This window comes from Candidatus Polarisedimenticolia bacterium (assembly GCA_036004685.1).
Lineage (GTDB): Bacteria > Acidobacteriota > Polarisedimenticolia > Gp22-AA2 > AA152 > DASYRE01.
The window spans coordinates 1-25,574 of the sequence record DASYRE010000062.1; the positions used below are offsets into that span (position 1 = coordinate 1).

The 25,574-nt window shown below is 65.5% G+C and carries 21 protein-coding genes; 8 read left to right on the forward strand and 13 right to left on the reverse strand.

Translation table 11 applies throughout. The annotated features are described in order from the left end of the window. Positions 1 to 234: 234 nt before the first annotated feature. From VGR67_16210 to VGR67_16225, 4 genes are all read right to left on the reverse strand, one after another. A complete protein-coding gene (locus VGR67_16210) occupies positions 235 to 1,710 on the reverse strand; it encodes an RNB domain-containing ribonuclease (GenBank protein ID HEV8337955.1) in 1,476 nt (491 codons plus the stop codon). An 86-nt stretch (positions 1,711 to 1,796) separates the two neighbouring features. Then, positions 1,797 to 3,434: an amidase gene (locus tag VGR67_16215; GenBank protein HEV8337956.1), complete on the reverse strand. Its 1,638-nt coding sequence runs from the start codon at positions 3,432 to 3,434 to the stop codon at positions 1,797 to 1,799. Between the two features lie 179 nt (positions 3,435 to 3,613). Then, positions 3,614 to 4,858 (reverse strand): glycosyltransferase family 39 protein, encoded by a 1,245-nt coding sequence (locus VGR67_16220; protein ID HEV8337957.1) that lies wholly within the window; start codon positions 4,856 to 4,858, stop codon positions 3,614 to 3,616. A gap of 93 nt (positions 4,859 to 4,951) precedes the next feature. Beyond that, positions 4,952 to 5,557 carry a hypothetical protein gene (locus VGR67_16225; protein HEV8337958.1) on the reverse strand — a complete coding sequence of 202 codons (606 nt, stop codon included), beginning with the start codon at positions 5,555 to 5,557 and terminating at the stop codon, positions 4,952 to 4,954. Between the two features lie 137 nt (positions 5,558 to 5,694). Between VGR67_16225 and VGR67_16230 the strand changes: the two genes are divergently transcribed. Then, complete coding sequence (locus VGR67_16230; protein HEV8337959.1) at positions 5,695 to 6,285, forward strand: outer membrane beta-barrel protein; 591 nt, start codon at positions 5,695 to 5,697, stop codon at positions 6,283 to 6,285. Positions 6,286 to 6,399: 114 nt separating this feature from the next. Here the strand turns inward: VGR67_16230 and VGR67_16235 are convergent, their stop codons facing one another. From VGR67_16235 to VGR67_16250, 4 genes are all read right to left on the reverse strand, one after another. After that, positions 6,400 to 6,840 (reverse strand): hypothetical protein, encoded by a 441-nt coding sequence (locus VGR67_16235; GenBank protein HEV8337960.1) that lies wholly within the window; start codon positions 6,838 to 6,840, stop codon positions 6,400 to 6,402. Positions 6,841 to 7,137: 297 nt separating this feature from the next. Continuing rightward, on the reverse strand, positions 7,138 to 8,049 hold the full coding sequence (locus tag VGR67_16240; GenBank protein HEV8337961.1) for a DUF4440 domain-containing protein: 912 nt from the start codon (positions 8,047 to 8,049) through the stop codon (positions 7,138 to 7,140). A 162-nt stretch (positions 8,050 to 8,211) separates the two neighbouring features. Beyond that, positions 8,212 to 9,093: an AraC family transcriptional regulator gene (locus VGR67_16245; GenBank protein HEV8337962.1), complete on the reverse strand. Its 882-nt coding sequence runs from the start codon at positions 9,091 to 9,093 to the stop codon at positions 8,212 to 8,214. A gap of 115 nt (positions 9,094 to 9,208) precedes the next feature. Continuing rightward, a complete protein-coding gene (locus VGR67_16250; GenBank protein HEV8337963.1) occupies positions 9,209 to 9,646 on the reverse strand; it encodes a low affinity iron permease family protein in 438 nt (145 codons plus the stop codon). Between the two features lie 159 nt (positions 9,647 to 9,805). On the opposite strand from VGR67_16250, the gene VGR67_16255 reads away from it, so the two are divergent. Next, positions 9,806 to 10,330 (forward strand): hypothetical protein, encoded by a 525-nt coding sequence (locus VGR67_16255; protein HEV8337964.1) that lies wholly within the window; start codon positions 9,806 to 9,808, stop codon positions 10,328 to 10,330. A 49-nt stretch (positions 10,331 to 10,379) separates the two neighbouring features. Here VGR67_16255 and VGR67_16260 read toward each other — a convergent pair whose 3' ends face one another. Continuing rightward, entirely contained in the window at positions 10,380 to 11,030 is a 651-nt protein-coding gene (locus VGR67_16260) for a rhomboid family intramembrane serine protease (protein HEV8337965.1), read from the reverse strand. A 372-nt stretch (positions 11,031 to 11,402) separates the two neighbouring features. On the opposite strand from VGR67_16260, the gene VGR67_16265 reads away from it, so the two are divergent. The 4 genes from VGR67_16265 (at position 11,403) to VGR67_16280 (ending at position 16,129) form a co-directional block, all read left to right on the forward strand. Next, positions 11,403 to 12,365, forward strand: coding sequence for a YihY/virulence factor BrkB family protein (locus VGR67_16265; GenBank protein ID HEV8337966.1), 963 nt, complete (start codon positions 11,403 to 11,405; stop codon positions 12,363 to 12,365). Next, positions 12,362 to 14,050 (forward strand): DUF748 domain-containing protein, encoded by a 1,689-nt coding sequence (locus tag VGR67_16270; GenBank protein ID HEV8337967.1) that lies wholly within the window; start codon positions 12,362 to 12,364, stop codon positions 14,048 to 14,050. Before VGR67_16265 ends, VGR67_16270 begins: the two co-directional genes overlap by 4 nt. Next, the gene (locus VGR67_16275; protein HEV8337968.1) at positions 14,047 to 15,204 is read left to right on the forward strand and encodes a Gfo/Idh/MocA family oxidoreductase; all 1,158 of its coding nucleotides are present in this window, start codon (positions 14,047 to 14,049) and stop codon (positions 15,202 to 15,204) included. Before VGR67_16270 ends, VGR67_16275 begins: the two co-directional genes overlap by 4 nt. A 373-nt stretch (positions 15,205 to 15,577) precedes the next feature. After that, positions 15,578 to 16,129, forward strand: coding sequence for a porin family protein (locus VGR67_16280; GenBank protein HEV8337969.1), 552 nt, complete (start codon positions 15,578 to 15,580; stop codon positions 16,127 to 16,129). Positions 16,130 to 16,234: 105 nt separating this feature from the next. Here the strand turns inward: VGR67_16280 and VGR67_16285 are convergent, their stop codons facing one another. Both VGR67_16285 and VGR67_16290 read right to left on the reverse strand, forming a co-directional pair. Next, the gene (locus tag VGR67_16285) at positions 16,235 to 17,287 is read right to left on the reverse strand and encodes a hypothetical protein (protein HEV8337970.1); all 1,053 of its coding nucleotides are present in this window, start codon (positions 17,285 to 17,287) and stop codon (positions 16,235 to 16,237) included. A gap of 112 nt (positions 17,288 to 17,399) precedes the next feature. Then, positions 17,400 to 18,134, reverse strand: coding sequence for an MBL fold metallo-hydrolase (locus VGR67_16290; GenBank protein HEV8337971.1), 735 nt, complete (start codon positions 18,132 to 18,134; stop codon positions 17,400 to 17,402). Positions 18,135 to 18,347: 213 nt separating this feature from the next. Here VGR67_16290 and VGR67_16295 point away from each other — a divergent pair, with 213 nt between their 5' ends. After that, positions 18,348 to 18,815: an Hsp20/alpha crystallin family protein gene (locus VGR67_16295; protein HEV8337972.1), complete on the forward strand. Its 468-nt coding sequence runs from the start codon at positions 18,348 to 18,350 to the stop codon at positions 18,813 to 18,815. Positions 18,816 to 18,832: 17 nt separating this feature from the next. Here the strand turns inward: VGR67_16295 and VGR67_16300 are convergent, their stop codons facing one another. Next, a complete protein-coding gene (locus VGR67_16300; GenBank protein HEV8337973.1) occupies positions 18,833 to 20,476 on the reverse strand; it encodes a hypothetical protein in 1,644 nt (547 codons plus the stop codon). Positions 20,477 to 20,937: 461 nt separating this feature from the next. On the opposite strand from VGR67_16300, the gene VGR67_16305 reads away from it, so the two are divergent. Beyond that, entirely contained in the window at positions 20,938 to 22,317 is a 1,380-nt protein-coding gene (locus VGR67_16305) for a hypothetical protein (protein HEV8337974.1), read from the forward strand. On the opposite strand, the gene VGR67_16310 is transcribed toward VGR67_16305, so the two are convergent. Further along, positions 22,314 to 25,454, reverse strand: a complete 3,141-nt coding sequence (locus tag VGR67_16310; protein HEV8337975.1) for a protein kinase — start codon at positions 25,452 to 25,454, stop codon at positions 22,314 to 22,316. The two genes, VGR67_16305 and VGR67_16310, sit on opposite strands and share 4 nt — an antisense overlap. Between the last annotated feature and the right edge of the window lie 120 nt (positions 25,455 to 25,574).

The following is a 25,574-nucleotide window of genomic DNA, read 5'->3' on the forward strand; positions in this document are numbered from 1 at the left end:
CGATCTAGTGTCGCGTCTCAAAAATCATGTTACATTCGGCCCCCGATCCATCCCGGCTCGCCGCGTTGCGCCTCGCTTGCGTACCGCCTTGGGTACGCGACGCTCTGGCGCGCCTTGCGATCCGGGCGCCTCGGCGACCTCGCTGTTAACATGATTTCCGAAACGCAACACTAGGGCGGAATGGGACGCGACGGCTGAACCTGCCGAATAGGACGGGGTTTCGGAGGGGGGACGCTAGGCTTTCGGGCGGATGAAGTCGATGAACCCTTGCTCCACGTTCGTTTCAGCCAGCTCGACCGTGACCCGCTCCCCGACGTCGAGCCCGGCGAACCCTCTCACGAGCTTTCCCTCGACGGGCGGATTGAAGATCCGCACCCAGGTCCCTTTCTCCGAGGCGCCGCTGACGATTCCTTCGAAACGCTCCCCGATGCGCGACTCGAGCAGGAGCGCGGCCGCCGATTTGCGGACGCGGCGCTCCACCTTGTTGGCGTTGTCCTCCTGTTCCGTGCAGTGTCGGGCCAGCTCCCGCAGCTCCTCGATCGGGTAGGGCTCCCGCCGCCCGTCGAGAGAGGCCTTCACCAGCCGCTGGGTCACGAGATCGGGATACCGCCGGTTCGGAGCGGTGGAGTGCGTATAGTCCTGGATCGCCAGGCCGAAGTGCCCGGGGACCGCCCCTCCCGGGAGCTCGACATCGTATTCTCCGCGCCCCATGAGCTTGACGATCGCCAGCGACAGGTCGGGAAACCGCTCGGAGTCGGCGGCGCGGCGCTTTTTCAGGAAGCCCTCCAGCGCCGCGGCGTCGGGGTCGGGAGGGAGCCGCTCCCCCAGGCTCGCGGCGATCTGCTCGATCCGGTCCCACCGCTCGGGGGATCGGAGCACGCGCCGCAGCGAGGGAAGTCCCCGGGCCTCCAGGAATCGCGCCGTGACGCCGTTGGCGGCGATCATGAGATCCTCGATCAGTTCCCGGGCCCGGTTCTTCGCTTCGACGCGAAGATCGGCGAGCGCTTCGCCGTCGAAAACCGCATGGGGCTCGATCGTCTCCAGACTCAGCGCGCCCTGCCGGTGGCGCACGGTCCGGAGCGCCTGCGCCACGCGGTCTTGGAGGCGGATCTGCCCGGCCAGCTCGGCGCTCGACGCGATCCGGCCCGGGGGAGGGGCGCCGTCTTCGAGCCAGGCCGACACGGCGTTGTAGGCGAGCTTGGCTCGATTCACGACCTTGGCGTGATAGACCTCCGAGCCCTCCATCGAGCCGTCGTCCCGGATCCGCATCTCGACGACAATCGCCAGCCTCTCCTCGTCCTCGCCGAGCGAAGTCCGATCGTTCGAAAGCTCGGCGGGAAGCATCGGGAAGATCCGGGCGGCGGTGTAGACGGAGGTGGTGTTGTGGCGGGCATGCGCGTCGACCGCCGAGCCCCGCGGCACCAGGGAATCGACGTCGGCGATCGCGACGCGCAGACGCGTCAAGCCCGCGCCCGCCGGCTCCGCCACGGAAAGCTGATCCAGATCGCGGGAGTCGTCGTTGTCGATGGAAACCCAGGCCGAGTCCCGGAGGTCGCGGAGCGCGGGAGCGTCCTCCAGCGGCGCGCCTTCCAGGCGGCGGGCCTCCGCTTCGGCCGCGGGCGAGAAATCGGGCAGCAGCCCGCGTTCCACCATGGCGCGCCGCGCGATCGCCTTCAGCTCCCCGCGGTGCCGTCTCGGTATCGAGCTCAACAGCTCCTCTTGAAGCCGCAAGGACGGCGGCCAAGCCTTCAACGCTTCGAAGCCCCGCAGGCGTCGCCCTCAGGCGCCCGCCGCCCTCAGCCCCGCCCGCCTCTCAAATCGGCCGAGGGCAGGAACTGCGGGGGCCGGCGGGCTTTCGTCGCCTGTTCGTAGGCGTAGGCGAACCGGATCAAGGTTTCCTCGCTCCAGGGTCGTCCGACGAAGGACAGGCCGACGGGCAGCCCCGCGACGTAGCCCATCGGAACGGTGACGTGCGGATAGCCCGCCACGGCCGCCGGCGAGGAGAAGCTCCCGCCGCCTGACGGATCGCCGTTGACCAGATCAATCAGCGAAGGGGGACTGCCCGTCGGCGCGACGAGCGCGTCCAGCCGGTGCTCCCCCATCACCGCATCGATCCCTTGGAGACGCGAAAGAAGCTTGTCCTTGTCGAGCGCCCGCAAATACTCCTGTTGGGTCAGCGAGCCTTTCGCCTGGGCTTCGACGAGGATCTCCTGGCCGAAGTAACGCAGCTCCTCGTCCTTGCGCCGCTCGTTGAAGGCGATCAAGTCTTTGAGAGTCCTCACCGATCCCCCGGGGGCCCACCGGGCGAGGTGCTTGTTCAGGTCCGCCTTGAACTCGTAGAGCAGCACCATGTATTCGGACTCGTCGAAGCTCCCGGCGGTGGCGATGTCCGCCGGATCGATCAGGGTCGCCCCGAGACGTTTCAGCGCTTCGAGGGCCCGCTCCATCAACGCGTCGGTCGCCGGGCTGTATCCCATGTAATGGGCGCGGCAGACGCCGAGGCGCGCTCCTTGAAGTCCCCTCGGGTCGAGGCGGGCGGCGTAATCGATCCCGGCGGGCTGCGGGTTCGCGGCAGTCGCCCCGTCGCGCGCATCGACCCCGGCGAGCGCTCCGAGCAGCGCCGCCGCGTCGGCGACCGTTCGGGCCATCGGGCCGGCGGTGTCCTGGCTGTGGGCGATGGGGATGATGCCGGTGCGGCTCACGAGCCCGAGGGTCGGCTTGATGCCCACCAGGGAGCAGCAGTTCGAAGGCGACACGATCGAACCGTCCGTCTCCGTGCCCACGGCCGCGGCGCACAGGCCGGCCGCCACGGCGACACCCGAACCGGAGCTCGATCCCGAAGGGGTCCGATCGAGCGCGTAGGGGTTCCGGCATTGACCGCCGCGGGCGCTCCAGCCGCTCGACGAGTGGATCGATCGGAAATTCGCCCATTCGCTGAGATTCGTCTTGCCGAGGATGACCGCCCCGGCCGACCGCAGCCGCTCGACGATGGCGGCATCCCGGGGCGGCTTCACGCCGACGAGCGCGAGAGAGCCGGCGGTGGATTGCATCCGATCCCGCGTGCAGACGTTGTCCTTGAGAAGCAGCGGGATCCCGTGGAGAGGCCCCCGGGGGCCCTTGGCTTTCCGCTCCGCATCCAGCTTCTCGGCCGTGGGGATGGCGTCGGGATTCACTTCCAGGACCGACCTCAGCTCCGGTCCCCGTCGGTCGAGCCGGTCGATCCTCCGTAGATAGCTCTCCGTGAGCGCGCGCGCCGTGTACCTGCCCGAGCTCATGCCCTCTTGAAGCTCCGCGATCGTGGCTTCCTCGAGATCTCCCGCCGATTCGGTCTGCGGCCGCGCCGCGGTCTTCAGAGCCGGGATCGCCGCGGCGATCGCGCCGCCGACCGCCGCGCATTCGAGAAACTTCCGGCGCCCCATCGTCCTGTCGCCCATACGTTCCCTCGACGAGAAGAGTTGTGCTGGATCGCGGGCTGGAAGCGCTCCGCGCTCCGAGGCGCATTGTATCAGTTTCGCACTGCGGGGAAGGCGGGAGGAAGACCTCGCCGAACGGTGAGTTTTGGATCGGAGCCCGAACACCGCTAGGGGCAGGAGACCGCCGCCTCGCCGGCTCTTCACGCGCGCGCCACATCCGGCTCGCGCCGCCATCGGGCGACAAGCTGATCGAGCGTGACGGCGGCGAAAAGCTGGAGGATCATGATCGCCGGCACCATGTAGCGCGCCAGGGAGAAGACCATCGTCGTCATCCCCCAAAAGTAGACGACCAGCGTGAGCAGGAGAATTCTCGGCGTCTTCCGCGCGAGGTCCCAGCGTCCGGCGAGGAACACGCCGGGGAGTGCGAGCACCAGATAGACCGAGTTGACCAGGAGGATTTCCGTTTCGTGCCAGAGCATTTCGGTGCCGTACCAGCTCCGGACGATCTTGAAAAACAGGAGCTCGAGCAACGGTTTCGCCTCGGCCCCTTCGCCGGTCAGATAGCGAAGGATTTTTCCGGGCGAATCGAGCTCCGGCCGCTTCGCCTGCGTCCGCTCCATCCAATCCCGCAGGTCCGCCGGAACCCGGACTTGGGCGTCCCCGAGGCGCGGCTTCACGGCGAACGTCAGACCGTCCATCATGGTCGGGGGTCCGCCCGAGCTCAAGGGCAGGATCTGGCCGAGCGAGCGGTACATCACGATTTCCCAAGGGAGGATGGGGAGGAAAAAGCCCGCCGTCAGGAGCGCGGCCGCCTTCAGGCGGTTGGGAATCTTGAGAATGAGCAACCCGAGCGCGAGGAACGGGCCGAGCATCCAGGCCGCGGGACGGACGAGCGCCGCCAACCCCAGAAGAGCGCCGCCAAGAAAGAAGCCGCTCGTTCCGGTTCCCAGCAGGGTGCTGGCGATCACGAGCAGTCCGAGAACCATCACGAAGAGAAACGGGACTTCATCGTCGGGTTGCTTCAGTAGCCACAGGTTGAGGGGATAAGTCGTCCACAGGAGGCAGGCGAAGCCTCCCACGCGGCGATCGAAGAGCTTTTCTCCCAGCCGGAAGAGCAACACGCCGGTGGCGCTCGCGAGGATCACGTTCGCCACGGCCACGAGCACGAGCGGTTCGCCCGAGAGCCGACGAGCCAGCCAGAAGAGCGGAGCGAGAAAGAAGAAGTATCCGGGAGGATAGCGCGTGCAAAGGTTGCCGGCGTTATCGACGAGCCCCTTCCCCCTCAAGAGATTCTCGGTCACGGGCTTGTGGTGCGTGAACCAGTCCACCGATTGATTCCGGGATACGGCGTCGGGCAGCATGGCGAGGAAGGCGACCTGAACGATGACCGACGCGATGACCAGGAACGGGACGGAGAGAAGGCGACTTGGTTGCTTCCCTTCCATCTCAAGGCTCCTCAGCGCGCGAATCGGAGCAATGCATCGAATGTCGGCCAGGCGTGTCCATGCTTTCTGAATAAGCGTGGGGCGCCGGCGCCGTCACCAGCCCACTCCGATCAGGTAGGCGAGCTGGTAGTAATCGGCGCTCTCCTCGGCGCCGTCGATCTTGAGGTGGGCGCCCAAGACAATCTTCGCCTCGACGCCGGAGTTCAGCCGCACCCGCGCGCTCTTGGGGGTCTGCCAGAACACGCCTCCCGCGGCGTAAGCGGCCGCGGAGGTCTCTTCGTGATCGACTCCCGTTCTCCGGTCCTTGAGCTCCGCATTGACGACCTCGCCGCCCGCCCCCAGGAAGGGGCGCACCCGCTCTCCGGGACTCCATATTTTCACCACTCCCAGGCTCGCTTCCTGAAGCGTTCCCTTCAGCTCCACCCCGCCCACGTCGCAGAACCAGACGAAGCAAGAGGTCCTCCGCTTTTCACGTTCCGACGCGTGCAGCCCCACCTGAACATGGACCGGCCATCTTCCCGAGCCGAAATCGGCCTGCACCCCCCAGGCCCACTGGTCATCGACCTCCCCCCACGGTTCGCGATCCAGCGTGCGAAGGCCGATCTGAACGTTGACGTTTCCTTCAGCCTGCGCCAGCGCTTCGGCCGGAGCGAGCGCAGCGAAGCCCAGCAAGATCGCCGGAACCCATCTGGTCCTCATCGGTATCTTCGCACCCTCTTCGGTTGGCTGCCCGGCGCGACCGTCGGGTGGGGTGAAAACCCCATGGAGCCGGGGACTCTCCGCGGCTATCGTGGCACCCCGCTTCTTGCAACGAACGCACCGACTCAGGAGGCAAAATGATTCGGTCCCACCCGGCGGCGAGAAAGACGGCTCGGCTCACCCACCGGACGGCCCAGGCAATCCTGGCACTCGTTCTCGTGAGTCCGGCGCCGGCTTTGGCGGCCCACTTGTCCGGCCAGGCTCCCAAACCGGGCGACCTGGCCGTGAGCGCCAACCTCGGATTCGTCCACGCGTTTAACGGCAATTTCGACGGCTTCGAGCCGGTCCTGACCGGGAGCTTCGAATACTACTCCACCGCCCGTACTTCGTGGCGAGGGCTGCTCGGCGTGACCTCCTTCGATGCCGACTCTCCCCCCGGTGCCGACGTCGACTTCAAGTTTCTCAACGCGAATTTCATCTACAACTGGGAGCGGGGCTGGACCCACCCGTACGTCACGGGAGGCCTGGGCCTCTATTTTAAAGATGCCCCCGCCTCCCTGCCTCCGGACGCGGATGACACGGAGCTCGGAGTCAACGTCGGCGGCGGGGTCGATTTGTTCTTCGGGGCCCGTTGGGCTCTCAAGCTCGAAGGGACGCTCCACAGCCTGGCCGGGGCGGAACCGGACACTTTCGTCCTCGGGACCGCAGGAGTCAAGTGGTGGTTCTGAGCGGTCCTGCTTCCGCCTGGCACGCCGTTCGATGGAAACGATTCCCCAGAAAAACCGAAGGCCGCCAAGGTGCAACCCTGGCGGCCTTTGCTTGTTTCCCGCAAGATTAATCGGTTACGGGGTCGGCTCCGAGGCGCTCGCGTGCTGCAAGTCGGCGTGCGCCCTTCCGCAGGCTCGCCCGCAGGTGTGCTGATTGGCACCCTCGAGCGCCAGGCAGCAGGCGCGGCACTCGGTAACCGACGCCAGAGACCTGCAAGCCTCGAATCCTGCAGGGGCCGGCGCCAACCTCTCCAGCAGACCGTTCGCCACCGCGAAGAAGAATGACGATTTCTCGGTCTCGGTGACGGGATCCGATGCGGAGCCCTGGAAATTCACGCCGGCGCGCCGCAATCGGGATATCGCTTCGTCGGCGGTCATCGGCCCGAGACTCTGGGGATCGTCCGAGACGATGGTGATCGCCTTGAGAGCGAACTCCCCGACCGTGACCCGCACGGGGGGCAGCGGCGGAGCCGCTTTGTCCTTGTCTTTGGCGAGCGACGCGGAACCGACGAACAACAGCAATAACAACAGTGAAGGTAAGCACAACTTAGCGTAACGCATGCCTTGCCTCCGAGGGATAGGCATTCGTGTTAATTCGATGCTGTTTAAGTACGGCCTAACCTACGACTCGTCAAGGATAAAAGTGAGCTGCGGCGCGAGATTCTGGAGGTAAAGAGGCCCGAGACGAGATTTCTGTGTAGCCGGAAGCTTATCGCAGATATAGCGCCGGAGGAATGTCAAAGTCACATTTCGAGACCAATTTGTTCTATTGGAGCTCTGATGCTCCTCAGTTTTTTTCTTTGGTGCGCTTGATTACGAAGGCTCGGGAGGAAGAGGATTGGTGACGTCCAAAACTAGACTCCATTTGCCGGTATGGTCGCGTTTCCAGACGCGCATGTAAAAGCCCCTTTCAGGGGGGGATGCCGGCGAATGGAGCTCGTACTTGCCGTAGGTGTAACCGAGATCGCCGGATTTGGCCGTTTCCGCATGCAGCGTCTCCCACGACCCGCTGCGGGCTTGGGATGCGAGGAATTCGACAATCCCGGATCGAGCGGTCAGCGGATCATGGCCGTCGCGATGCAGACGCCCCGAGGGGGCGAGCCATTCACCGTAGGCCCGCGCCAGGTCTTCAGCCGCCTCGCGGCCCATCTTCTCCTCCGCCGCCCGCAAGTCGGGAAGCGGCCCGGAAGTCGCGGGCGGTCCTTCGCGCGGCGCCAGCCGTGTGCGTCCCCGGGAGATCGGTCCGGAGCGGGACGGGATTGAGATTCCGTGATCCAAGGCTACCCGCCAGCTGCCGTCCGGCTGCTTTTTCCAAACGGACGAGTAGTAGCCGTAGTGCAGAGCGTCACCCTTCCCCGATTTGTCGGTCAGGAGCGTAGGCCCCGTCAGCCAGCCCAGATCTCCGGATCGCGAGATGTCCCCGTAAGACGGCTCCCATTCCAGGAGCAGGGACGAAACCGCGGCCGGGGCGGGATGGCCCTGCTGGAACTCACGAAGGTTCACGGGCCCCGGCCTGAAAGCGATTCCGTCGGGCGCGAAGTATTCGTAGAAGGAGGGGCGGATCCCCTTGATGGCGCACGCCCGCGCGAAAGCGCGCTCGGTGGCGGCCATCGCCTGGAAGTCATCCTCCAGCTTGCGGTCGGCGGCCCGAAGCGAGCCGGCGAGGAGGCTGGCGACGATCAGGCATGCGATGCGGCTCGGACCGCGATGGGCTTCGGCGTCCACGATCCCTCGCTCGGCTGGTTTCAGCCTCTCCGGTCGCCCTACATCGGGCTCACGTCGCGGCACTGCTTGCTCGTGAACAGAAGGACCATCATCGCGAGCTTCAGCTTCTCCGTGTCGAATTCTCCGAGACAGGGGGTTCGCAATCCGGCTCTTCCGCGCGCTTCAATGTTCGCGGATTCTGTTCTTCGGACCATGGAGGGTCTTGGACGTTCTTGCTTTTTTCGTTCGGCTCATCCCGCCGGCGTAACATCCGGGCGTCACCCCGACGATCCTCTTGAAACACCGGTTCATATGGCTCTGATCGGTGAATCCGGCCTCCTGAGCGACCCGGCCCGGGGGCAGTTCTTGCGCCAGAAGCTCCCGGGCCTGTCCCACCCGCACCTGCACCAGGTAGGCATGGGGCGGCAGACCCAGATGGCGATGGAATTGCCGGAGCAGGTGAAAAGGACTCATCCGGGCGATGCGCGCAAGATCCTCGAGATGGATCGCTTCCGCGTGATGGGCCTCCAGATAGGAACGCGCCCGCCCGACCGCTTCCGATTCCTGGTTCGACGAAGGGTCAAGGGGGGAGGCCTCGGCGTGGCGCGAGATCAGCGAGCCGAGGGCGTCTCGAATCAGCTCGTCCTGCTCCGCCCCATCCGCCGTGGCGCCCGAGCGTGGATGGACGTGGACGAGCTTGCTTGCCAGCCACGGGTCATGGATCACCGCGCCGGGGAAGCCCAGGTCCCGGGCGAGGCTCATCATCAGAGCGGTTTCCGGATAGAGCGCGAGGAGGGCCGCCTTCCGGACGCCCGGAGGAATGATTCCGACGTCCGCCCTCGACAGCAGGTAGCGCTCGCCGCCGCAGAGAAGCTCGTGGGCGCCTCGCTCGTTGAGGGCAATCACGAAAGTCTCGTGGAAATGCGGCGGGAAGGACTGCCGGACGTAAGTGGCTCGCATCAGAGACAAAGGCCATTGCCGTCCGGCGGGCCAGGTCCTCGAGGAGCCGCCGGCCGGGACGGGAAGGCCGGCGATTTCGGGGTCGAGCCTTTCGGCTTCCTTCATACGCCTTCATCCCGCGTGGAGGTCAATCGCCTCCCCAGGATGTGGGCCGCCGCCGTGGCTTTGTCAACCCGGGACGGCAACGGCGGCGCTGCGTCCACCCCGCATGCCGTCCCGCTCAGCGCGGCGGGACCTCGGGTGCGCCGGTGTCGGCCTTTCCTCGCCTCAGCTCCTCGCGGGCCCGTTTCGCGAGCTTGCCGTAATTGGCCCTTATACGCTCCAAATCGGCGTCCTCCAGCTCCTCCAAATCCAGCACGGCGTTGTGGGCCCCCTCCAAAGCGCGAATCAACTCATCGAGTTTCACCTGGATCGCTTCAGAGTCTCGATTCTGCGTGTTCTGGATCAGAAAGACCATCAGGAAGGTCACGATCGTCGTTCCCGTGTTGATGACCAACTGCCAAGTATCGCTGAAGTGGAATAGGGGGCCGAGGAGAGCCCATCCAACGACGAGCGCGACCGCCGCGCCGAAGGCGGCGGGCTTCCCGGCCGCCCGGGCCGTGCCTTTCGCAAAACGGGTGAACCATGGCTTCCGTTGGGGTTCAGTATCTTTGCGCACCGTCTTCTTATGCTCCCCGGTCAAGTCAGGTGGTTTCGATCCGACGATCATCGTCCCTGGACGTGCGAAGTCCCGGCCAGCCTACGGCACAAGCCTTGCACCGCTGTCGGACGGTTTCGTTTTTCTTGCGCCACCGACCAACTCTCGCAGGAGACTTGAATGAAGAAGCTGCTCATCATCGCCGTCGCTTTGCTGCCGTTGCTGTCTCTTCCCGCGCTTTCCGCCAAGTCGAGCCCGCCGCCGCGGATCCTCTCCTTCGACCACATGTACGCCGTGGACGGGCCGTTCCTGGGCGACGCCCATTCGATCCGGGGCGTCGCGGGGGATGAGCTGCCCTGGACCATCGAGCGTTCCGCCAAGGGAAGTCTCGACACGAATGGCCGCCTGCGGATCCAGGTCCGGGGACTCGTTTTCACGGACGATCCCGAAGTGCCCCCCGAGAACCGCGGCAAGAACGACGAGACGACTTTCCGGGGCCTCGTCAGCTGCGTCACCGAAGTCAGCGACACGGAGGTCGGAATGGCCAACGTCATGACGGAGGGTTTCCCGGCCACTCCCGAGGGGAACTCCACGATCGACGCGTTCATCACCCTGCCGAATCCCTGCGTCGCCCCTATCATCTTCATCATGGCGGGCAGCGAAGACAAGTGGTTCGCGGTGACCGGGTTCGAGTCGGGGGAATAGCCCGGGCTCTTACGCCGAAACCCGGGTGGGATGGCGTGACTGGACGGATTCAACCCGTCATCTGCGGCGACGACCTGCCTCGCAGCAGGAAAGTCAGGACGAAGCCCGCCATGAAGCCGCCGATGTGGGCCATGTAAGCCACCCCACCCTGGTTTCCGGTGTCGGACAGCGAGCCGATGCCGCTAAAAAGCTGCAGGACGATCCACAAACCGATGACGACAATCGCCGGAGCCTGAATCACCTGCTGGTACTGGAGGACGCGGATTCTCCCGTGCGGAAACAGGAGGATGTAGGCTCCCAGCACTCCGGCGATCGCGCCCGAAGCCCCCACGTTCGGTATCGTCGAGCTCTGGTTGAAGGCCATCTGCGCGAACGTCGCGGCGAGCCCGCAGAGCAGGTAGAACACCAGGAACTTCAGATGTCCGAACCGATCCTCGACGTTGTCCCCGAATATCCACAGGTAGAGCATGTTGCCCCCCAGATGGAGCCATCCCGCGTGCATGAACATCGAGGTGAACAGCGTCGTGAAATCGGCTCCCGGATTCGCCAAGAAGCGTCTCGGAATGAAGGCCCACCGCGCGATGAAGGCCTCCCCGCCGTTCAGCTCGATGAAGAAGAAAAGGAGGTTGAGCGCCACGAGCGCGTAGGTGACGAAAGGCACCGTTCTGCGGGAGCTGTCGTCGTCGCCGATGGGGAACATTCGCTGAGTCTCCTGCTTGCGTCGGTCGTTGGGTCGCCCGGTCGCGGCGCGGCAAAGTCCCGCGAACTCCGGGGTTGCAGTGTAGAGTCCGATTTCTTTTTCGGACAATGGGGTGAATTCCCCAGATGCGCCGCCCGGGCACGCTCTTCCCTTCAGTCCGGCAAGCTCCAAGAGCGGCGCGCCGGCGTTGTCCGGCGTGGCTCGCCGGCGTGTAAATTCTAGAAATTGCCTGTCACGAATGGCTCCGAGCCGCGGCGCGCGACCCGTCTGCCTTTTCTTGTCGTCATGTCGCCATGAAGACGGCGCGGCACACCCCTTGCTTGATGCCAAAGAGTCGCCGTCGCGCAGCGCCAGCCCGATGAGGAACGAGACGTGAGCAAGAGCCGGCTCAAGGCACCCTGGGATCTTTTGAAAACGACGCTTTCCGAGTGGATCGATGACGACGCTCCACGGCTGGGCGCCGCCCTCGCTTTCTACACCTTCTTCTCGCTCGCCCCGATCCTCGTGATCAGTATCTCCGTCGCCGCCCTCCTATTCGGCCAGGAAGCGGCTCAAGGGAGAGTGCTGACCGAGCTTCGCGGCCTCCTCGGGCGGGAGAGCGCGCAAGCCATCCAGGAGATGCTCGCGCAGGTCTCCAAGAAAAGCGTCGGGATCGCCACCTCTGTCGGAGGCGCCTTGACGGCTTTGGTCGGCGCCACCGGGGCCTTCGCCGAGCTCCAGGCGTCGTTGAACACGATCTGGGGCGCCCAAAGCCCGCGGCGCGGGATCCTGGGCTGGATTCGCACCCGCGTGCTGTCCTTCGCGATGCTCCTTGGGGTCAGCTTCCTGATGCTCGTCTCGCTGGTCTTCAGCACCCTGGTCAACGCCTTCTCCGAGTTTCTGTCTCAGAGCATGTCCCGCGGGGCAGCCCTCGTCGAAGTCCTGAATCTGCTGCTCTCTTTCGTGGCGATCACGCTGCTCTTCGCGACGATGTTCAAGGTCCTGCCGGATCGCGAAATCCGTTACCGCGACGTCTGGCCGGGAGCGATCCTGACGACGCTCCTGTTCACGTTGGGGAAATCGCTGCTCGGCGTCTACCTCGGCAGGGCGGCCACGGCGTCAGTCTACGGGGCGGCCTGGACGCTCGCCGTCGTGCTCTTGTGGACCTATTACTCCGCCCAAATCGTCTTCTTCGGGGCGGAGTTCACAAAGGTCTGGAAGCGGCGCGGGGCGGAGCCGCTCCCGGCCGGCGCGCCCGGCGGCCGAGTCTTCGCTTCGCCTTCCCGGGCGAAGCCGATTCCCCCCGAAAGCCGTCGAAGGCCGAAGGTCGGGGTTCGGCGCGAGCCGGTCCGATGAAGGCGCCCCGGCTCGTTTTTCGGGTTTTCCGCTCCGGCTTGCGGATTCTGATCGTCGCCGTGATCGCCCTGGCCGTCCTCGCGGTCGTGCTCGACGTGGCCCTCGACGCCCCGATCCGGCGCCACATGGAGAGGGCGATCAACGAAGCGCTGGACGGATATCACGTCCGGGTTCGCCGGGCCGACTTCCACATCCTCGGCTTCTCGATCGATCTGGAGAACAGCAGCATCTATCAGAACGCCCGTCCCGACCCGCCCGTGGCGTTCGTCCCGCGCCTGCGGGCGAGCGTCCAGTGGAGGTCGCTGCTCTCGGGACGCCTGGTGGCCGATTTCCGCTTCGAGCGCCCGACGATTCACATCAATCTCAACCAGCTCTCGGAGGAAGCCCGGGACCCGGTCCCCATCCGCCAGCGGGGATGGCAGGACGCCCTCCAGGCGATCTATCCCCTGAAGATCAACGATTTCGAGATACGCGAGGGGACCCTCGTCTACCAGGACGTGGGGGACTATCCGCCGCTGCGCGTCACCCGGGTCTACTTTCACGCCGGGAACATCCGCAACATCCGTTCGAAGGACCGGCACTATCCTTCCGATATCCGGTTGGCCGGAATCGTGTTCGACCGGGGAAAGATCTTCGTCGACGGTCACGCCGACTTTCTCGCCAAGCCCTTCATGGGCGTGACCGGAGCGCTCGATCTTCAGAACATGGAGCTCGCGTATTTCCAGCCGATGGCGAAGAGGAACAACCTTTCCGTCCGGCGCGGCGGCGTCGACGCCCTCGGCCGGTTCGAATACGCTTCCACGATCAGCCGTCTCGAGCTGGACCGCATGGTCGTCCGGCACGCGGTGGTCGACTATCTGCACACCGGGCAGCCCGCCGGCCCGCGGGGGACGTTGCCGAAACGGGTCATCGAGAAGGCCAAGGAGCTCAAGAACAGTCCGGATCAGATCCTCCGGATCCGGACGCTCGACGTCCTGGACAGCGAAGTGGGCTTCGTGAATCAGGCTTCCAATCCTCCCTATCGGATCTTCGTGACCGACGGTTCCCTGGAAGCACGGAATTTCAGCAACCAGAACACGTTTGGCGCCGCCAGCGTGATGCTGGCGGGCAAATTCATGGGCAGCGGACAGCTCTTGGCGCAGGCGGGGCTGCGGCCGGCGGCGAAAGGCTCGGATTTCGACGTCGTGATGAGAATCGACGATTCGCAGATCGCGTCCCTGAACCAGCTGCTGCGTTCCTACGCCCACCTCGACGTCGCGGCGGGGACCTTCTCCTTCTACGCCGAAGCCCGGGTCAAGGAGGGGCACATCGAGGGCTACGTCAAGCCGCTGTTCAAGAACATCGACATCTACGACCCCCGGCAGGACCGCCACAAGAGCGTCTTCAAGAAGCTCTACGAAAAAGTCGCCGGTGGCATCGCGAAGATGCTCAAGAACAAGCCGCGCGACGAAGTGGCGACGGTGACGAGCATCTCCGGCCCGGTGGAGGACGTCAAGGCCAACACCATGGAGATCGTCGGCGGCCTCATCCGGAACGCGTTCTTCCATGCCATCCTTCCGGGATTCGAGTCGCACCTCAAGCTCCACGGGAAGCATCGCAAGGAACGATCGAAAGAGGCGCTCATGAGCCCGCCGGCTTCGGGGGGGCCTTCCCAGGCGGCGGAAGCCCGAGGAGGGTCTCGATGAAGAGGCGATCGCAGCGGCCCTCGGGGCCGCGCCGGAGCGCGCGGAGCCGCGGCCCGGTGCGCTATGCGGTCGTCGGACTCGGCTACATCGCGCAGGCGGTCGTCCTTCCGGCCTTCGCGCACGCCCGGAACAGCCGGATCGCGGCGCTCGTCTCCGAAGACCCTGTCAAGCTCCGGAAGCTGGGGGATCAATACGGAGTGGCTCGGCGCTGCGCCTACCCCCAATTCGACGCCCTCCTGCGCAGCGGCGAGATCGACGCGGTGTTCATCGCCCTGCCGAACCATCTTCATTCCGAATACGCGATTCTCGCCGCGCGCGCCGGGATCCACGTCCTGTGCGAAAAGCCGATGGCGACGAGCGCCACGGAGTGCCGGGCGATGATCGACGCGGCCCGGAAGGCGGGCGTGAAGCTGATGATCGCCTACCGCCTGCACTTCGAGCGGGGCAACCTCACGGCCGCCGCGCTGGTGCGGTCCGGCAAGCTGGGGGATCCACGCGCCTTCACCGCCGATTTCACGATGCAGGTGGCCGATGAGGAGAACATCCGGCTCAAGGATGCGCTCGGAGGAGGGACTCTCTACGATATCGGCATCTACTGCATCAACGCCGCGCGCGCCCTGCTTCGCGGCGAGCCGCTGGAGGTCGCCTGCTGGACCGCGCGCAAGAAGGAAAAGCGGTTCCGGGAAGTCGAGGAGACGGCCTGCGCGCTCTTGCGGTTCCCCGGAGAGCGGCTCGCCTCCTTCACCTGCAGCTTTGGAGCCTCCGACGTCTCCAGTTACCGCGTCATCGGAACCCGCGGAGATCTGCGCGTGGAGCCGGCGTTCGAGTTCGCCGGCGAAATCGTGCACCACTTGACGATCGACGGCCGGAGGCGCGAACGGAGGTTTCCGAAGCGGGATCAATTCGCCCCGGAGCTCGTCCACTTCTCCGATTGCATCCTTCGCGATCGCCGGCCGGCCCCTGGCGGAGAAGAGGGCCTCCTCGACGTCCAGATCATCGAGGCGCTTTACGAATCGGCCCGGATCGGCCGGAGCGTCAAGCTCGATCTGAGCCTGCCGCATCAGCGGCCGCGCCTGTCCCAGGAGATGCGCCGCCCCCCCGTCCGAAAACCCGCGCTCGTGAACGCCTCAAGCCCCTCCGCGGGCGGAGACTGATCCCGCCGAAAGGCAGTCAATCCTCCGGCGCTATCCGCCTTTCCGATGTTCACGGGCAGGACGCACCGTCCTCCTTTTGAGCGGCGAAGGCGTGCGAGGCGTCAGGCCGACGACCTCCGCCCCGCGCTCCAGACCGCTTTCTCTCCGAGAGCCTACATTTTCGTGAACTCCTTGTCCGGCGCGCTTTCCAGGCCTATTTTCTCGTCTCGATAGACGAAGCCGCATGCCCGTGACAGGGTCTCATCGCGCGAGGAAGCTCCTCGCGGCGGTCTGGAAAGGGGGTGAAGACGATTCCGGGGCGGTGAGACGCAGAACGAGACCATTCGAACCATCGGAACCTACTCACAACGCTCGAGACGAAGGAGAGCATCGCATGAAACGGATTTCGGGTCTGTTGCTCCTCATGGTTCTGGTCGTTTCCGCTCCGGCCCTGGCCGGGATCGGCGACCAGAATGGCGAGATCGGCTTCAACTACGGCAGCACCCAGCTCGATTCCGACACCGGCTTCGACTCAGCGACCAGCCTCGCCCTGCGCGGCGGCTATTTCCTCAACCAGAGCTTCGAGATCGAGGGCCAGATCGCCTCGTCCTCCGAGGACGCCCAGATCGCCGGGAACGACGCCGACGGAACGTTTCGGATGTACATGGTGAACGGTCTCTACAATTTCCAGACCCCCAAGGAGATCACTCCTTACGTCATGGCCGGCATCGGCATGGCGGACACCGAGGTGAAGGTCGCCGGCGTCAGCAACACCGACAACTCGACGGCCTACCAGGTGGGCGCGGGCAGCCGGTTCTTCTTCGGCAAGAAGAAGACGACGGCCTTCCGCGTCGACCTGTCGATGATTCAGGAGACGACGTTCGACGAGACGTCGACGCACAAGAACGTTTCGGCCGGATTCTCCTGGAAGCTCGGCAACCGCTAGTTTCCGCAATCTGAACGTCCGCTCCGGGCCTTCCGGCGCGGCATCGCGAACCCCGATCGCCGGCGCGATCGGGGTTCCGTTTTTTCGGAGATTGTTCCTCGGAGGTCAGTTCACAAGGGGCGGTCTTGCCGGAAGCGGCGCAGGCCCGCAGGCCACGCTCCAGCCGGCCGAGCAGGCATGGTCGATGCACCGCGGAACCAGGCACCGGGCCACTCTTCCGCATTCCGCATCGGTGTGGCAGCAGTTCGGGATGGCCGGATGGGCGCACCCTCCGGGCGTGCACCGATCCGCCGTGCAGGCATCCCCGTCGTCGCAGGAAGAATCCGCCTCGCAGAACGGCGAGTCGAGGTCGCCGCGCCGATGGTCGAAGGGACTGCCGGCGAGCGTCAGGGGAAGGCCGTCGCCGGCGAGGCCCGCCAGGGGATCGATCGGGTAAAGATCGTCCGAGACGGGGCTCACGGACCGCAGGTCGTTCGTGTGGCCCACGGCGGCCAGGCCGCTCATGTCGAGGAACGGCTGAAGGTCGCTCAAGGTGGCATGGCCGGTGGCCGGATCCACCTGATAGAGCCCGGTGGCCTCGCCCAGGTTCGTCCACAGCCAGAGTCGATCCTCGGCGTCAAAGGTGAAGTCCCCGCCGTGGAGGTCGATATCGACCGTGGCGAGGCGGGTCGCGACGGCGGTGGTGGTGTCGACAGCGTAGAGTCCGTCCGTGTCCTGGCTGATGGCATAGAGCTTCCCGTCCCTCCGGAAGCTCAACCCGGTGATCCCGCCCAGCGTCAGACCGTTCTCGGTCAGCGGTCCGACGACCGTGAGGGCGGCCGGCAGCGTGGAGAGCGGGTCGAGCTCCACACGCATCAGCAGACAAGCGAAATTGCCGGCGCAAAGATCCGAGGAGGAAGTATCGGTGCCAGAGGCGTAGAGGACCAGACGGCTCGCGGCCGCCAGGCCCAGCAGCGGAGTGTAGGCCGTGCCGAGGTCGCCCCGAACCGTCAGCGCGCCGGTGGAGGCCTCGACCTCGAAGATCCGGGTCACGAGATTCCCGAACTGGCTGTCCACGAGATAGAGCGTGGGCCCGGCGCCGGCCGGAGACGCCGCTCCGACTTGGAGAACGGAAAGAGCCGCGATCAAGACCGCTATCCGAAGACCCCGAAGGCTCATCCGCGCTCCCTCGGGCGGCCGAGGCCGTAAGCCAGGCGGCCGACGGCCGGAACGACGCAAGCTCTCTGTCCCATCCTTCGTTCTCCCTTAAGGTCTGCCGGGATTGTCGGGATTACACGGCGATGTTCTGCCCATCCTCGGCGAATTCCGCTTCCAGATCCCCTTGGCGCCGCAGCATCTCGGGTCCCAGGTGCGTCAGGATCAAGCGACGACAGGAGAGCTCCCCGCGGCGGGACGCCAGCGTCTGAAAATCGAGGTGGTGCCGCGTGGGAGAATAACTAAACGATTCACAAAGAAACAGATCCGACTCTCGGGCGATCTCGGAGAGCGCCCCGGTCCACTCGGTGTCCCCGGAGTAGGCGATCACCCGCCCCTCGCACTCGACACGGAATCCGAACGGCTGGGCGCTTTCGGTGTGGAGAACTCTGAACGGAGTCACGGCGAGCGGTTCGAGATGCAGCGTCCGCCGGTCCTCGAGCTCGCGAAAGCTCAGCCAGGAAGAAGGCAGGTGCGACGAGCCGGGGAAAAAGCTCTCCATCACCGCCGCCAGGCGCTCCCGGGTCGCGGGAGGGCCGGCGATCACGAGCGGGCGGCTGCGGCTCCGGAGAATCTGGGTTTCGCGGATCAAGAAAGGGAGCCCTCCGAAATGATCCCCGTGGAGATGGGAGATCAGGACGGTATCGATCGTCGCGGGGTCGACGCCGAATCGCTTCATGCCGATCAACGCCGACGCGCCGCAGTCGATCAGGAAGGCTCCGGAGGCGCCCTGGACGAAGAAACAGGCGTTCAGCCTCCCGCCGCTGCCAAAAGCGTCGCCGCACCCTGCCACCCGCACCTGAATTCCCATGCATGCCTCATCGCAGCCGTCGAATCGGCCGCCCGCGCCGTCTCCCCGCCAGGGTGAGGAATCTCCCTACCGTCGTCGGGCACCGGAACCGGGGGTTTTGCCGGATGGTCCGGCCCCCGGTTGCCTCCTAGAGTCAGACATCGGACTTGCCGGGAGCTTTGCCCGGGTACGATGACAAGTCCTGGATCACCCAAAGAAGGAAGGAGCGCCACGATGAACAGTCTGACTCGCTGGGAGCAGTATCCCTGGGATCCTTTCAAGGAGCTTGAGACGATCGGCAACCGGTTCAACCGACTGATGGGCCAGCTTCCGATGCGTTACGACGTCGGGCGTGAGGCGATGACGGCCGCCGATTGGGTGCCGAACGTCGACGTGTCCGAAGACGACAAGGAGTACCTGATCAAGGCCGAGATACCCGAAGTGGACCGCAAGGACGTCAAGGTCACGGTCCATCAGGGAATTCTCACCCTTCAAGGAACCCGAAAGAAGGAGACCGAGGAAAAGAGCAAGCGGTTCCACCGGGTGGAGCGATCCTATGGGAGCTTCTTCCGGTCCTTCATCGTCCCCGAAGACGCTTCCGAGGAAAAAATGAAGGCGGAGTTCAAAGACGGGATGCTGCTCGTTCATCTTCCCAAGAACGAGAACCCCAAGGCCCGGATGCGGGAAGTCAAGATCGAATAGGCTCTGCGGCGAGCCTTTCAGCGAGATCGCGGCGCGGTGTCCGCCCGTGAGGATCTCGTCTCCGCCCGGGGCGGCAAATCGCCGGCGCACAGCTCCGTGAGTTGGCGCCGGAACGACTCCGCTTTCTTCTCTTCTCCGGCACGCGCCGCCGCGCGCGCCGCGCCGGCGATGCTGTTCAACCGGCCGGGAGCCGACCGGAGCGACGTCTCGTATTCCGCCAGCGCCGCGGCGGGCTGGCCCAGTTCGGCGAGGAGATCGGCGAGCTGCTCACGCGCCGGCAGGATCGAGCCGGGCGTGACCGGATGCTTGTCGGTCCGGTCCTCGAGCTCGGCCGCCGATCTCAGTTGTTGTCTGGCTTCTTCGTCCTTCCCCTGCGCACGGGCCAGCCAGCCCGCGGCGGAGAGCCTCTGAATCTCGACCTGCGCGGCCCAGTCGAAGCCCTTCTGACCCTGAAGGGCCGCTTGGATCGACGCAAGCTTCTGGAGGGCGGCCCGCGACGCGTCCGCGTCCCCGGCTCGCGCCGCGCCCACCGCGCGGGCAAAATGGATGATGGCCTCGGCATAAGAGAACTTCTCCCAGGGAAAAGTGCCGCGCGGCACCTCGATCGCCGCGGCTTCCTTCCAGGATCGCCGTTCCAGCGCGTATCGCGCCGGAATGGCCGCCAGGGCGTAGCCCGCGGCAAGCTCGGGGGAGTCGAGGCTTCCGATCTTCGCGACCTGATCGACGACCTGGCGAGCCTTCGCGTCCTGCCCGGTCTGCAGATAGGCGTATACGAGGTAGTCCATGGCGTGCAGCGCGTCGAACGCCGTCGCGCCGGGATGGGACTGCGCGGCCCATTTCCGGGCCGCTTCGGCCGAGGCGAGATTCGATTGGATCGATTCCCGCCACATCCCCAGGCGGGTGAAGATGTGGGACGGCATGTGCAGCGCGTGCGGCGCGGAGGGAGCGATCTTGGCGTACGCCCGGGCCGCAGGCAGGGCGAGCTCGGCGAGCGCCGGATAGTCGAAGGAGTGGATCATGTAATGGGCGATTCCGGGATGCTCCGGCTCGAGCGGCAGGAGGCCGTTGAGGATTTCCGCGGCCTGCTTCTGGCGGGCGTAGGTCTTGTCGGGCGGCGAGTTGTAGGCCACGGCGAGAATCGCCAGAGCGTGAAAGATCGCCGCCTCGTGATCCTGGGGATGGCGCGCCGCGACTTCCGCCATCGCTTTTTCGTAGTTCACGACGCGCGCGGCATGCGGCAGGTCGTCTCCCTGATAGAAAGCGCCGATCGCCGCGACATAGCCCTTCTCCCGGTCGGTCGTCGCCGGGATCGCGGCCGCCTTCGCGGCGGCGGCCTTTCCCGCCGAGAACTCGGCCGGCGGCGGCGGTCCCCAAATGGCGTGGAACCGGCTCATTGCGATTCCCCACTGCGCCATGGCGCAGGCCGGATCCTTTTCGGCCACGTCGGTGAAGGCCTGCGACGCCTTGGCGTAGGCGAAGGAGTGGAGCAAGGCGACTCCCCGCTCGAAGCTTTCGCGGACCTCGGCCTTGCAGCTGACCGGGAAGCTCACGCGTCCGAGTTTTTCCGCCGCCCCGTGATCGTGCTCGTGCTGCGCCGCGGCGCCCACCGGTGCCAGCAGGATCGTCGCCGCGGCGATCGTCGCGCGGATGCGGAGGTTCATCGCTCCTCCCGGGATTTGAACGTCGGAGGACAAGTCCTTAATCGTCGCGCCGTCAGGATAACGCCCGGCGGCGCCCTTGTCCATCCCTGCGCACGTTCATCCCTGCGCGTGCTCATTCGCGCGCTTCGTGCCAAATCGAGAAATCACGAGACTTGGGCGCCGTCGGCTCGGCGCCGACGGCGCATCAAGCGCGAAAATCCCCTCCCGGGCCGGGCACCTTTGCCCCGTCAGGAACGGGTGGCTTGGCCTCCGAGGTCACCGGCTCAAGCGCTGAGGCGCGATTCCAGCCGGAGAGCGGTTTCGTCGAAGTCGCCCTGGAATCGGCGATCGCTCGCGCTTCGGGGGGAAAATCGTTGACAGCCAAGGAGTATCGACGTACCTTGAGGCCAATTCTCAGGTCGCGCCTTAGCATTCCAAGGGCCTTCCTCCCGTCATGGCTCTCTTCTGCAAGGAGCTCGCACATGCCAAATTCCACCGCGCATCGACATCAACATCTTGGGATCCTGGCACTCTCGCTCGTCGTGGCCGGAGCCGCTTTTTCCGGCGGGGCGGACCTGTACCGCTCCACGCCCCGCCTCTCCGGCGACGCATTCGTAACGCAGGGAACGGTTCAACACCCCATTACCTTGAAGATCCTCACCGCCCGGGACGGTTTCGTCACGCGACAGGTCGCGAACGGGTGGCCCATCGCCCTGCTTCTGTCCAGCAACAACGAGCTGGGGATCGGACGTGCCGTCGTCGGCCCCTTTTTTCCAATCAAGGGGGACACCGGCTATCTCATGTACGCCGATCCCGACCATTGTCTTTCCTTCGTTCCGCAAATGGAGTGTGCCGGGATTGACGAGACGTACGTCGAGTTCACGCCCGATCAGGATCGTCCGGGAGTAGCTCACGGAACGGGCAATCAGGAGCGCCTCGCTGCCCTGACCGACTCCGGGGGGGGAGGAAGCCCGAAGATCTTCCTGTTCAATTACGCGACGGGTCTCAACGATCTTCTCACGCCGGTGGGACCCCCTTTGGGTCCAGGTCCGGACGTCATCGAGTCGCATTGCTTGGGAAGCCCCTTCAACAGTTATCCGGGACCGAGCTGCTCCGGCGACGCCGACTGCTCGGACGGAGCTACTTGCGAACAGGTCCCGGTCAACGCCGACGGCTACGGTCTAGGCGCCGACGATGATCTGCCCGGTCTCGTCCTGCTCGCGGATACTTCCATCGGTGTCGTGTTCGATCAGAATTTCAACCCGGTGGCGCCGCGCACGGCGAGGAATTTGGCAGGCCTTCTCGATTCTGTCGCTTACCAGCTGAACGATGCCAGCGCGCAGACGAGCATCCTGGCCCACTTGAACGTGCCGCCCGGGCAGCCGGCGACATTCGTCGATTCTCTCGGACACGTTCAATCCGCTCCGGCCCCGCTCGGGCTATTCACGCCGCTCGTCCTGATGGACCGTTGCGTGGGAGCCCCTTTCCAGGAAGAGAATGGCAGCGGATGCGAACAATCTCCTCGCGTCCGGATCGACGGCGGGCCGATAGCGAACCTGGGTGACGAGGAAATGATCGACGCGCTCAACGCGAAGGTCATCACTCTGCGAGCTTTCGTCGTGAACCGGACCGCTCCATCGTCCTTGGCCGACATGAACGGAGACGGCATCGTCGGGGCCAAGGACGCCACGCTGGCCGGCTACCAGCTTGTCTCGGGAGAAAAGACGTTCCAATTCAGAGGCTGGTATGAGAGCTTCGAGCAGGCCATTCCGTTGTTCTACGATTTTGACGGGAATGGCGACGTGATCGGCACCTTGGTCTTTCCCAAGGGCCCCGGGACCGTCACCCAGGTTCCGCGCTAGCTGCCACCGCCCGCCGCCAGACGCCGGGCCTCGGCCGCGTCTTTGAAACCGGGATCCGGGTCATCCCAGAGCGTCAGAAGCGGGCGGGCGGTGGATCTCGCTTCCGTCCGAAGGCCCATCTTCAGCTGGATTCGGGCGAGAAGCGATCTCGCGCGGGCCCGGTCGAGTTCCAGATCGAGGCGCGGCTCGTTCGGATTGGACAATTCCGCGGCCTGACGCGCGGCCGCCATCGCTTCGGTCAGGCGGCCAGCGTCGTAATAGGCATGCGCGAGACCGAGCCGGTAGATCGTGTATTCGTAGCCCGAAAGCGCCACGGCGCGGGAGAAGTTGTCGACCGCGGCGAGCGCGCTTCCTTCGGCCAGGCTCACCATGCCCTTCAAGTACTCCGCCGCCTTCTCCTTGGTTCGGTCGGAACCATCGTCCGCCCGGGACCCTTCGAGGATCTGTTCGGCCGTCCGGCGGACTTCCTCAAGCTTCGCGCCTTTGAGCTCTCGAAGACCTCGGGCGAACAGATAGCGCGTCGGAGCTCCCGCCGCCGGCGCGCGCCGGATCGCCGCGTCGATTAGCCTCCGCGCACCCCCCGAATCTCCCGCCTCCATCAGGGACAGGCCTCGGACGGCGAGGGCCATCGCCTCTCGGACCTGTTCCCGTGCAATCGGTTCCTCGGCACGCTCCAGGACCTCGTTCGCTTCGCGAAACCGACCTCGCGCCCGGTAGAGAAAAGCCAGATCGAACACGGCATCGATCCGGCTCCGAGCCGGCGCCTTCGCTTCGGAAACGATGGACGAGAGCCTCGTCTCCGCTTCGTTCCAGCGGCTTCGCATCACGTCCAGCTCGGCGAGACTCGTCGCCGAATAGTAAAATGCGGGATCGATCTTGAGCGCCTCGGAATACTCCTGGGCGGCCAAATCGAATTCCGCCTGGGAGCGGTACGCGTCCCCGAGAAGGTGATGTCCGTTGGCGTTTCGAGGCTCCATCTCCAGAAAGCGCTTCATGGCCACGATGCCCTGACTGAAGTCTCCCATCGAAAGATACGTCGAGCCCATGAAGCTCCAGGTGATGGGATTCTCCGGCTCCAGCTTGACCAGGATTTGGAGTTGTTCCAGGGCTTCACGGTTCTTTCCCTCGTCCGTCAGGACGACGCAGAGAAGATAGCGGGCCTCGGTGTCGTACGGGTGTGCCGCGACGAGGTCGGTGTAGATCTTGACGGCCTCGTCGTTCCGATTGGAGAGATAGGCCTCGGAAGCCCGCAAGTAGAGCCTTTCGCGATCCGTGAGATTCAGGGCTTGGGCGAGCGCCTTGCGAATCTCGCCGAGTCCTTCGTCGACTTTGCCCGACTCGGCAAGCAACTGGGCGAGCCGGTACCGGGCCATGGCGTAGTCGGGAGCTTGGCGAAGCGCTTCGCGATAGGCCGTCTCGGCCTGGTCGTAGCGGTATTGACTCCAGAAGCGAAGCCCTTTGAGGTAGTGCTCGTAGGCTGCCGGGTTGCCGCTCGGAAAGTCCGCCGAGAAAACGTCGACGTGCTCGGTGGGGGGGATCCCCAGGCCTTTCCGGGCTTCGACGGCGATTCCCTCCGACGCGCTGGCCAGGCTCTCCAGGGTGAGCCCTTCGACCCGGTGGGCGGTGACCTGCTGCCCTTTCCCCGTCTCCGTCAAGCGGGCCGCGAGAATCGGGCCCTTGGGGCCAGGGAGGATCTCGCCCGTCAGGAAATAGCCGATTCCCCTCCGGGACGCGAGGCGAAGCCGATCCGCGGGCTCCTTCGCCTGACTCCGGACCCCTTCCATCACGGACGCCGAGACCACCCGCACATGCTTCGATTGGACCAGATTGTCGGAAACCAGGTGCGCCAGACCTTCCCCGTACCAATCCAGCTCCGGCCGTCCCGTCCGGTTCTCGAAAGGAAGAATCCCCAGCGAAGGGACCGCGGCCGCGGCGGCAGCTTCGGAAGTCGCCCGGGCGGCGGGACGCGAGCCGCGGTAGGCGTGCCAGCCGCCCCATGCCAGCGCGGCGAGCCCCAGCAGGACGGCCAGGGCCCCCAGAAGACGCTTCGCCCCGGCGGGAATCCGGCGCGGCGCCGGACGAACGGTCTGCGCGTCAAGGTCGGCGAGGATCTCCCGCGCCGAGCCGTATCGCCGCGACGGATCCAGGGCCAGACACTTCCGCACCATCGCGTCCAGGTAGGGAGGAACCGCCGGGTTGCGGGCGATGGCCGGCGTGGGCTCCCGGTGGAGTCTTTGCAGCGCCACCTCCAGAGGCGACACGCCGTCGAAAGGCATGCAGCCCGTGAGCATCTCGTAAAGGATGACGCCCAGCGAGTAGAGATCGGTGCGCTCGTCGACCTTCTCGGAGCGGACCTGCTCGGGCGACATGTAGTGGGGCGTTCCCAAGGACGCCCCGGTGTGCGTGAGATCGCTGAGCCCCAGAGTCTTGGCGAGCCCGAAATCGGTGATGTAGACGCGGTCGGTTTCGTCCACCAGGATGTTCTGCGGCTTCAAATCCCGGTGCAGGACCTGCTGCTCATGAGCGGCCGCGAGCCCCTCGGCAATCTGGCGGAAGAAGTGGAGGGCGCGCGGCAGCGCCAGAAGTTTCTCCTCCCGGAGAAGCTTGCCCAGATCGCGGCCGGGCACCAGCTCCATCGTCAGGAACTTCACCCCATCGCTCTCGCCGAGATCGTAGACTCTCAGGACGTTGCGGTGGGTGATCTTGCTCGCCAGGTGGACCTCTCTTCGGAAGCGCTCCAGGATGGCGGGATCCTCGGAGAGCGGCCCCAGGATCAGCTTCATGGCGATCTCGCGATCGAGCTCGAGATCGTGGACCTGGTAGACGATTCCCATGCCGCCTTTGCCGATGAGGCGGATCACACGATACCGCCGTCCGATCCTCTGCCCCTCGGCAAGTTGCGGCCCGCTCCCGGCGCCGGGAGCGCCCTGCGTCGCGGTGGCCATCGCCTGCGTCCCGGGGGTCAGGAGGAATCCGGCGGCGCGCGAATCGGCCGCGAGGAGCGCTTCCACCTCGCCGCGCAGGCCGGCGTCCTCCCCGCACTCCTGATCCAGGAAGGAGGCACGCTCTTCCTTCGGCATCTCGAGCGCTCTTCCCAGGATCGTCTCGATGCGCCGCCAGCGCTCCGGGTGGGTCACGGCGTTGCCGCGCGGCGCGCCGGTCGCGCGACGCCCGCCGACCGCGACGGGTTTTGCCGGGGATGAAATCGTCGGAGCGTGGGCATCACGGTCTAGCCTTGGGAGGGTTTCTCACGAGCG

What these genes read in the sequence shown, in the direction of transcription:
- VGR67_16290 (HEV8337971.1), bottom strand. Translation starts at nt 18,134, where the DNA reads ATGGGAATTCAGGTGCGGGTGGCAGGGTGCGGCGACGCTTTTGGCAGC.
- VGR67_16285 (HEV8337970.1), bottom strand. Translation starts at nt 17,287, where the DNA reads ATGAGCCTTCGGGGTCTTCGGATAGCGGTCTTGATCGCGGCTCTTTCC.
- VGR67_16305 (HEV8337974.1), top strand. Translation starts at nt 20,938, where the DNA reads ATGCCAAATTCCACCGCGCATCGACATCAACATCTTGGGATCCTGGCA.
- VGR67_16230 (HEV8337959.1), top strand. Translation starts at nt 5,695, where the DNA reads ATGATTCGGTCCCACCCGGCGGCGAGAAAGACGGCTCGGCTCACCCAC.
- VGR67_16245 (HEV8337962.1), bottom strand. Translation starts at nt 9,093, where the DNA reads ATGAAGGAAGCCGAAAGGCTCGACCCCGAAATCGCCGGCCTTCCCGTC.
- VGR67_16280 (HEV8337969.1), top strand. Translation starts at nt 15,578, where the DNA reads ATGAAACGGATTTCGGGTCTGTTGCTCCTCATGGTTCTGGTCGTTTCC.
- VGR67_16220 (HEV8337957.1), bottom strand. Translation starts at nt 4,858, where the DNA reads ATGGAAGGGAAGCAACCAAGTCGCCTTCTCTCCGTCCCGTTCCTGGTC.
- VGR67_16300 (HEV8337973.1), bottom strand. Translation starts at nt 20,476, where the DNA reads ATGAACCTCCGCATCCGCGCGACGATCGCCGCGGCGACGATCCTGCTG.
- VGR67_16270 (HEV8337967.1), top strand. Translation starts at nt 12,362, where the DNA reads ATGAAGGCGCCCCGGCTCGTTTTTCGGGTTTTCCGCTCCGGCTTGCGG.
- VGR67_16215 (HEV8337956.1), bottom strand. Translation starts at nt 3,434, where the DNA reads ATGGGCGACAGGACGATGGGGCGCCGGAAGTTTCTCGAATGCGCGGCG.
- VGR67_16255 (HEV8337964.1), top strand. Translation starts at nt 9,806, where the DNA reads ATGAAGAAGCTGCTCATCATCGCCGTCGCTTTGCTGCCGTTGCTGTCT.
- VGR67_16225 (HEV8337958.1), bottom strand. Translation starts at nt 5,557, where the DNA reads ATGAGGACCAGATGGGTTCCGGCGATCTTGCTGGGCTTCGCTGCGCTC.
- VGR67_16275 (HEV8337968.1), top strand. Translation starts at nt 14,047, where the DNA reads ATGAAGAGGCGATCGCAGCGGCCCTCGGGGCCGCGCCGGAGCGCGCGG.
- VGR67_16295 (HEV8337972.1), top strand. Translation starts at nt 18,348, where the DNA reads ATGAACAGTCTGACTCGCTGGGAGCAGTATCCCTGGGATCCTTTCAAG.
- VGR67_16260 (HEV8337965.1), bottom strand. Translation starts at nt 11,030, where the DNA reads ATGTTCCCCATCGGCGACGACGACAGCTCCCGCAGAACGGTGCCTTTC.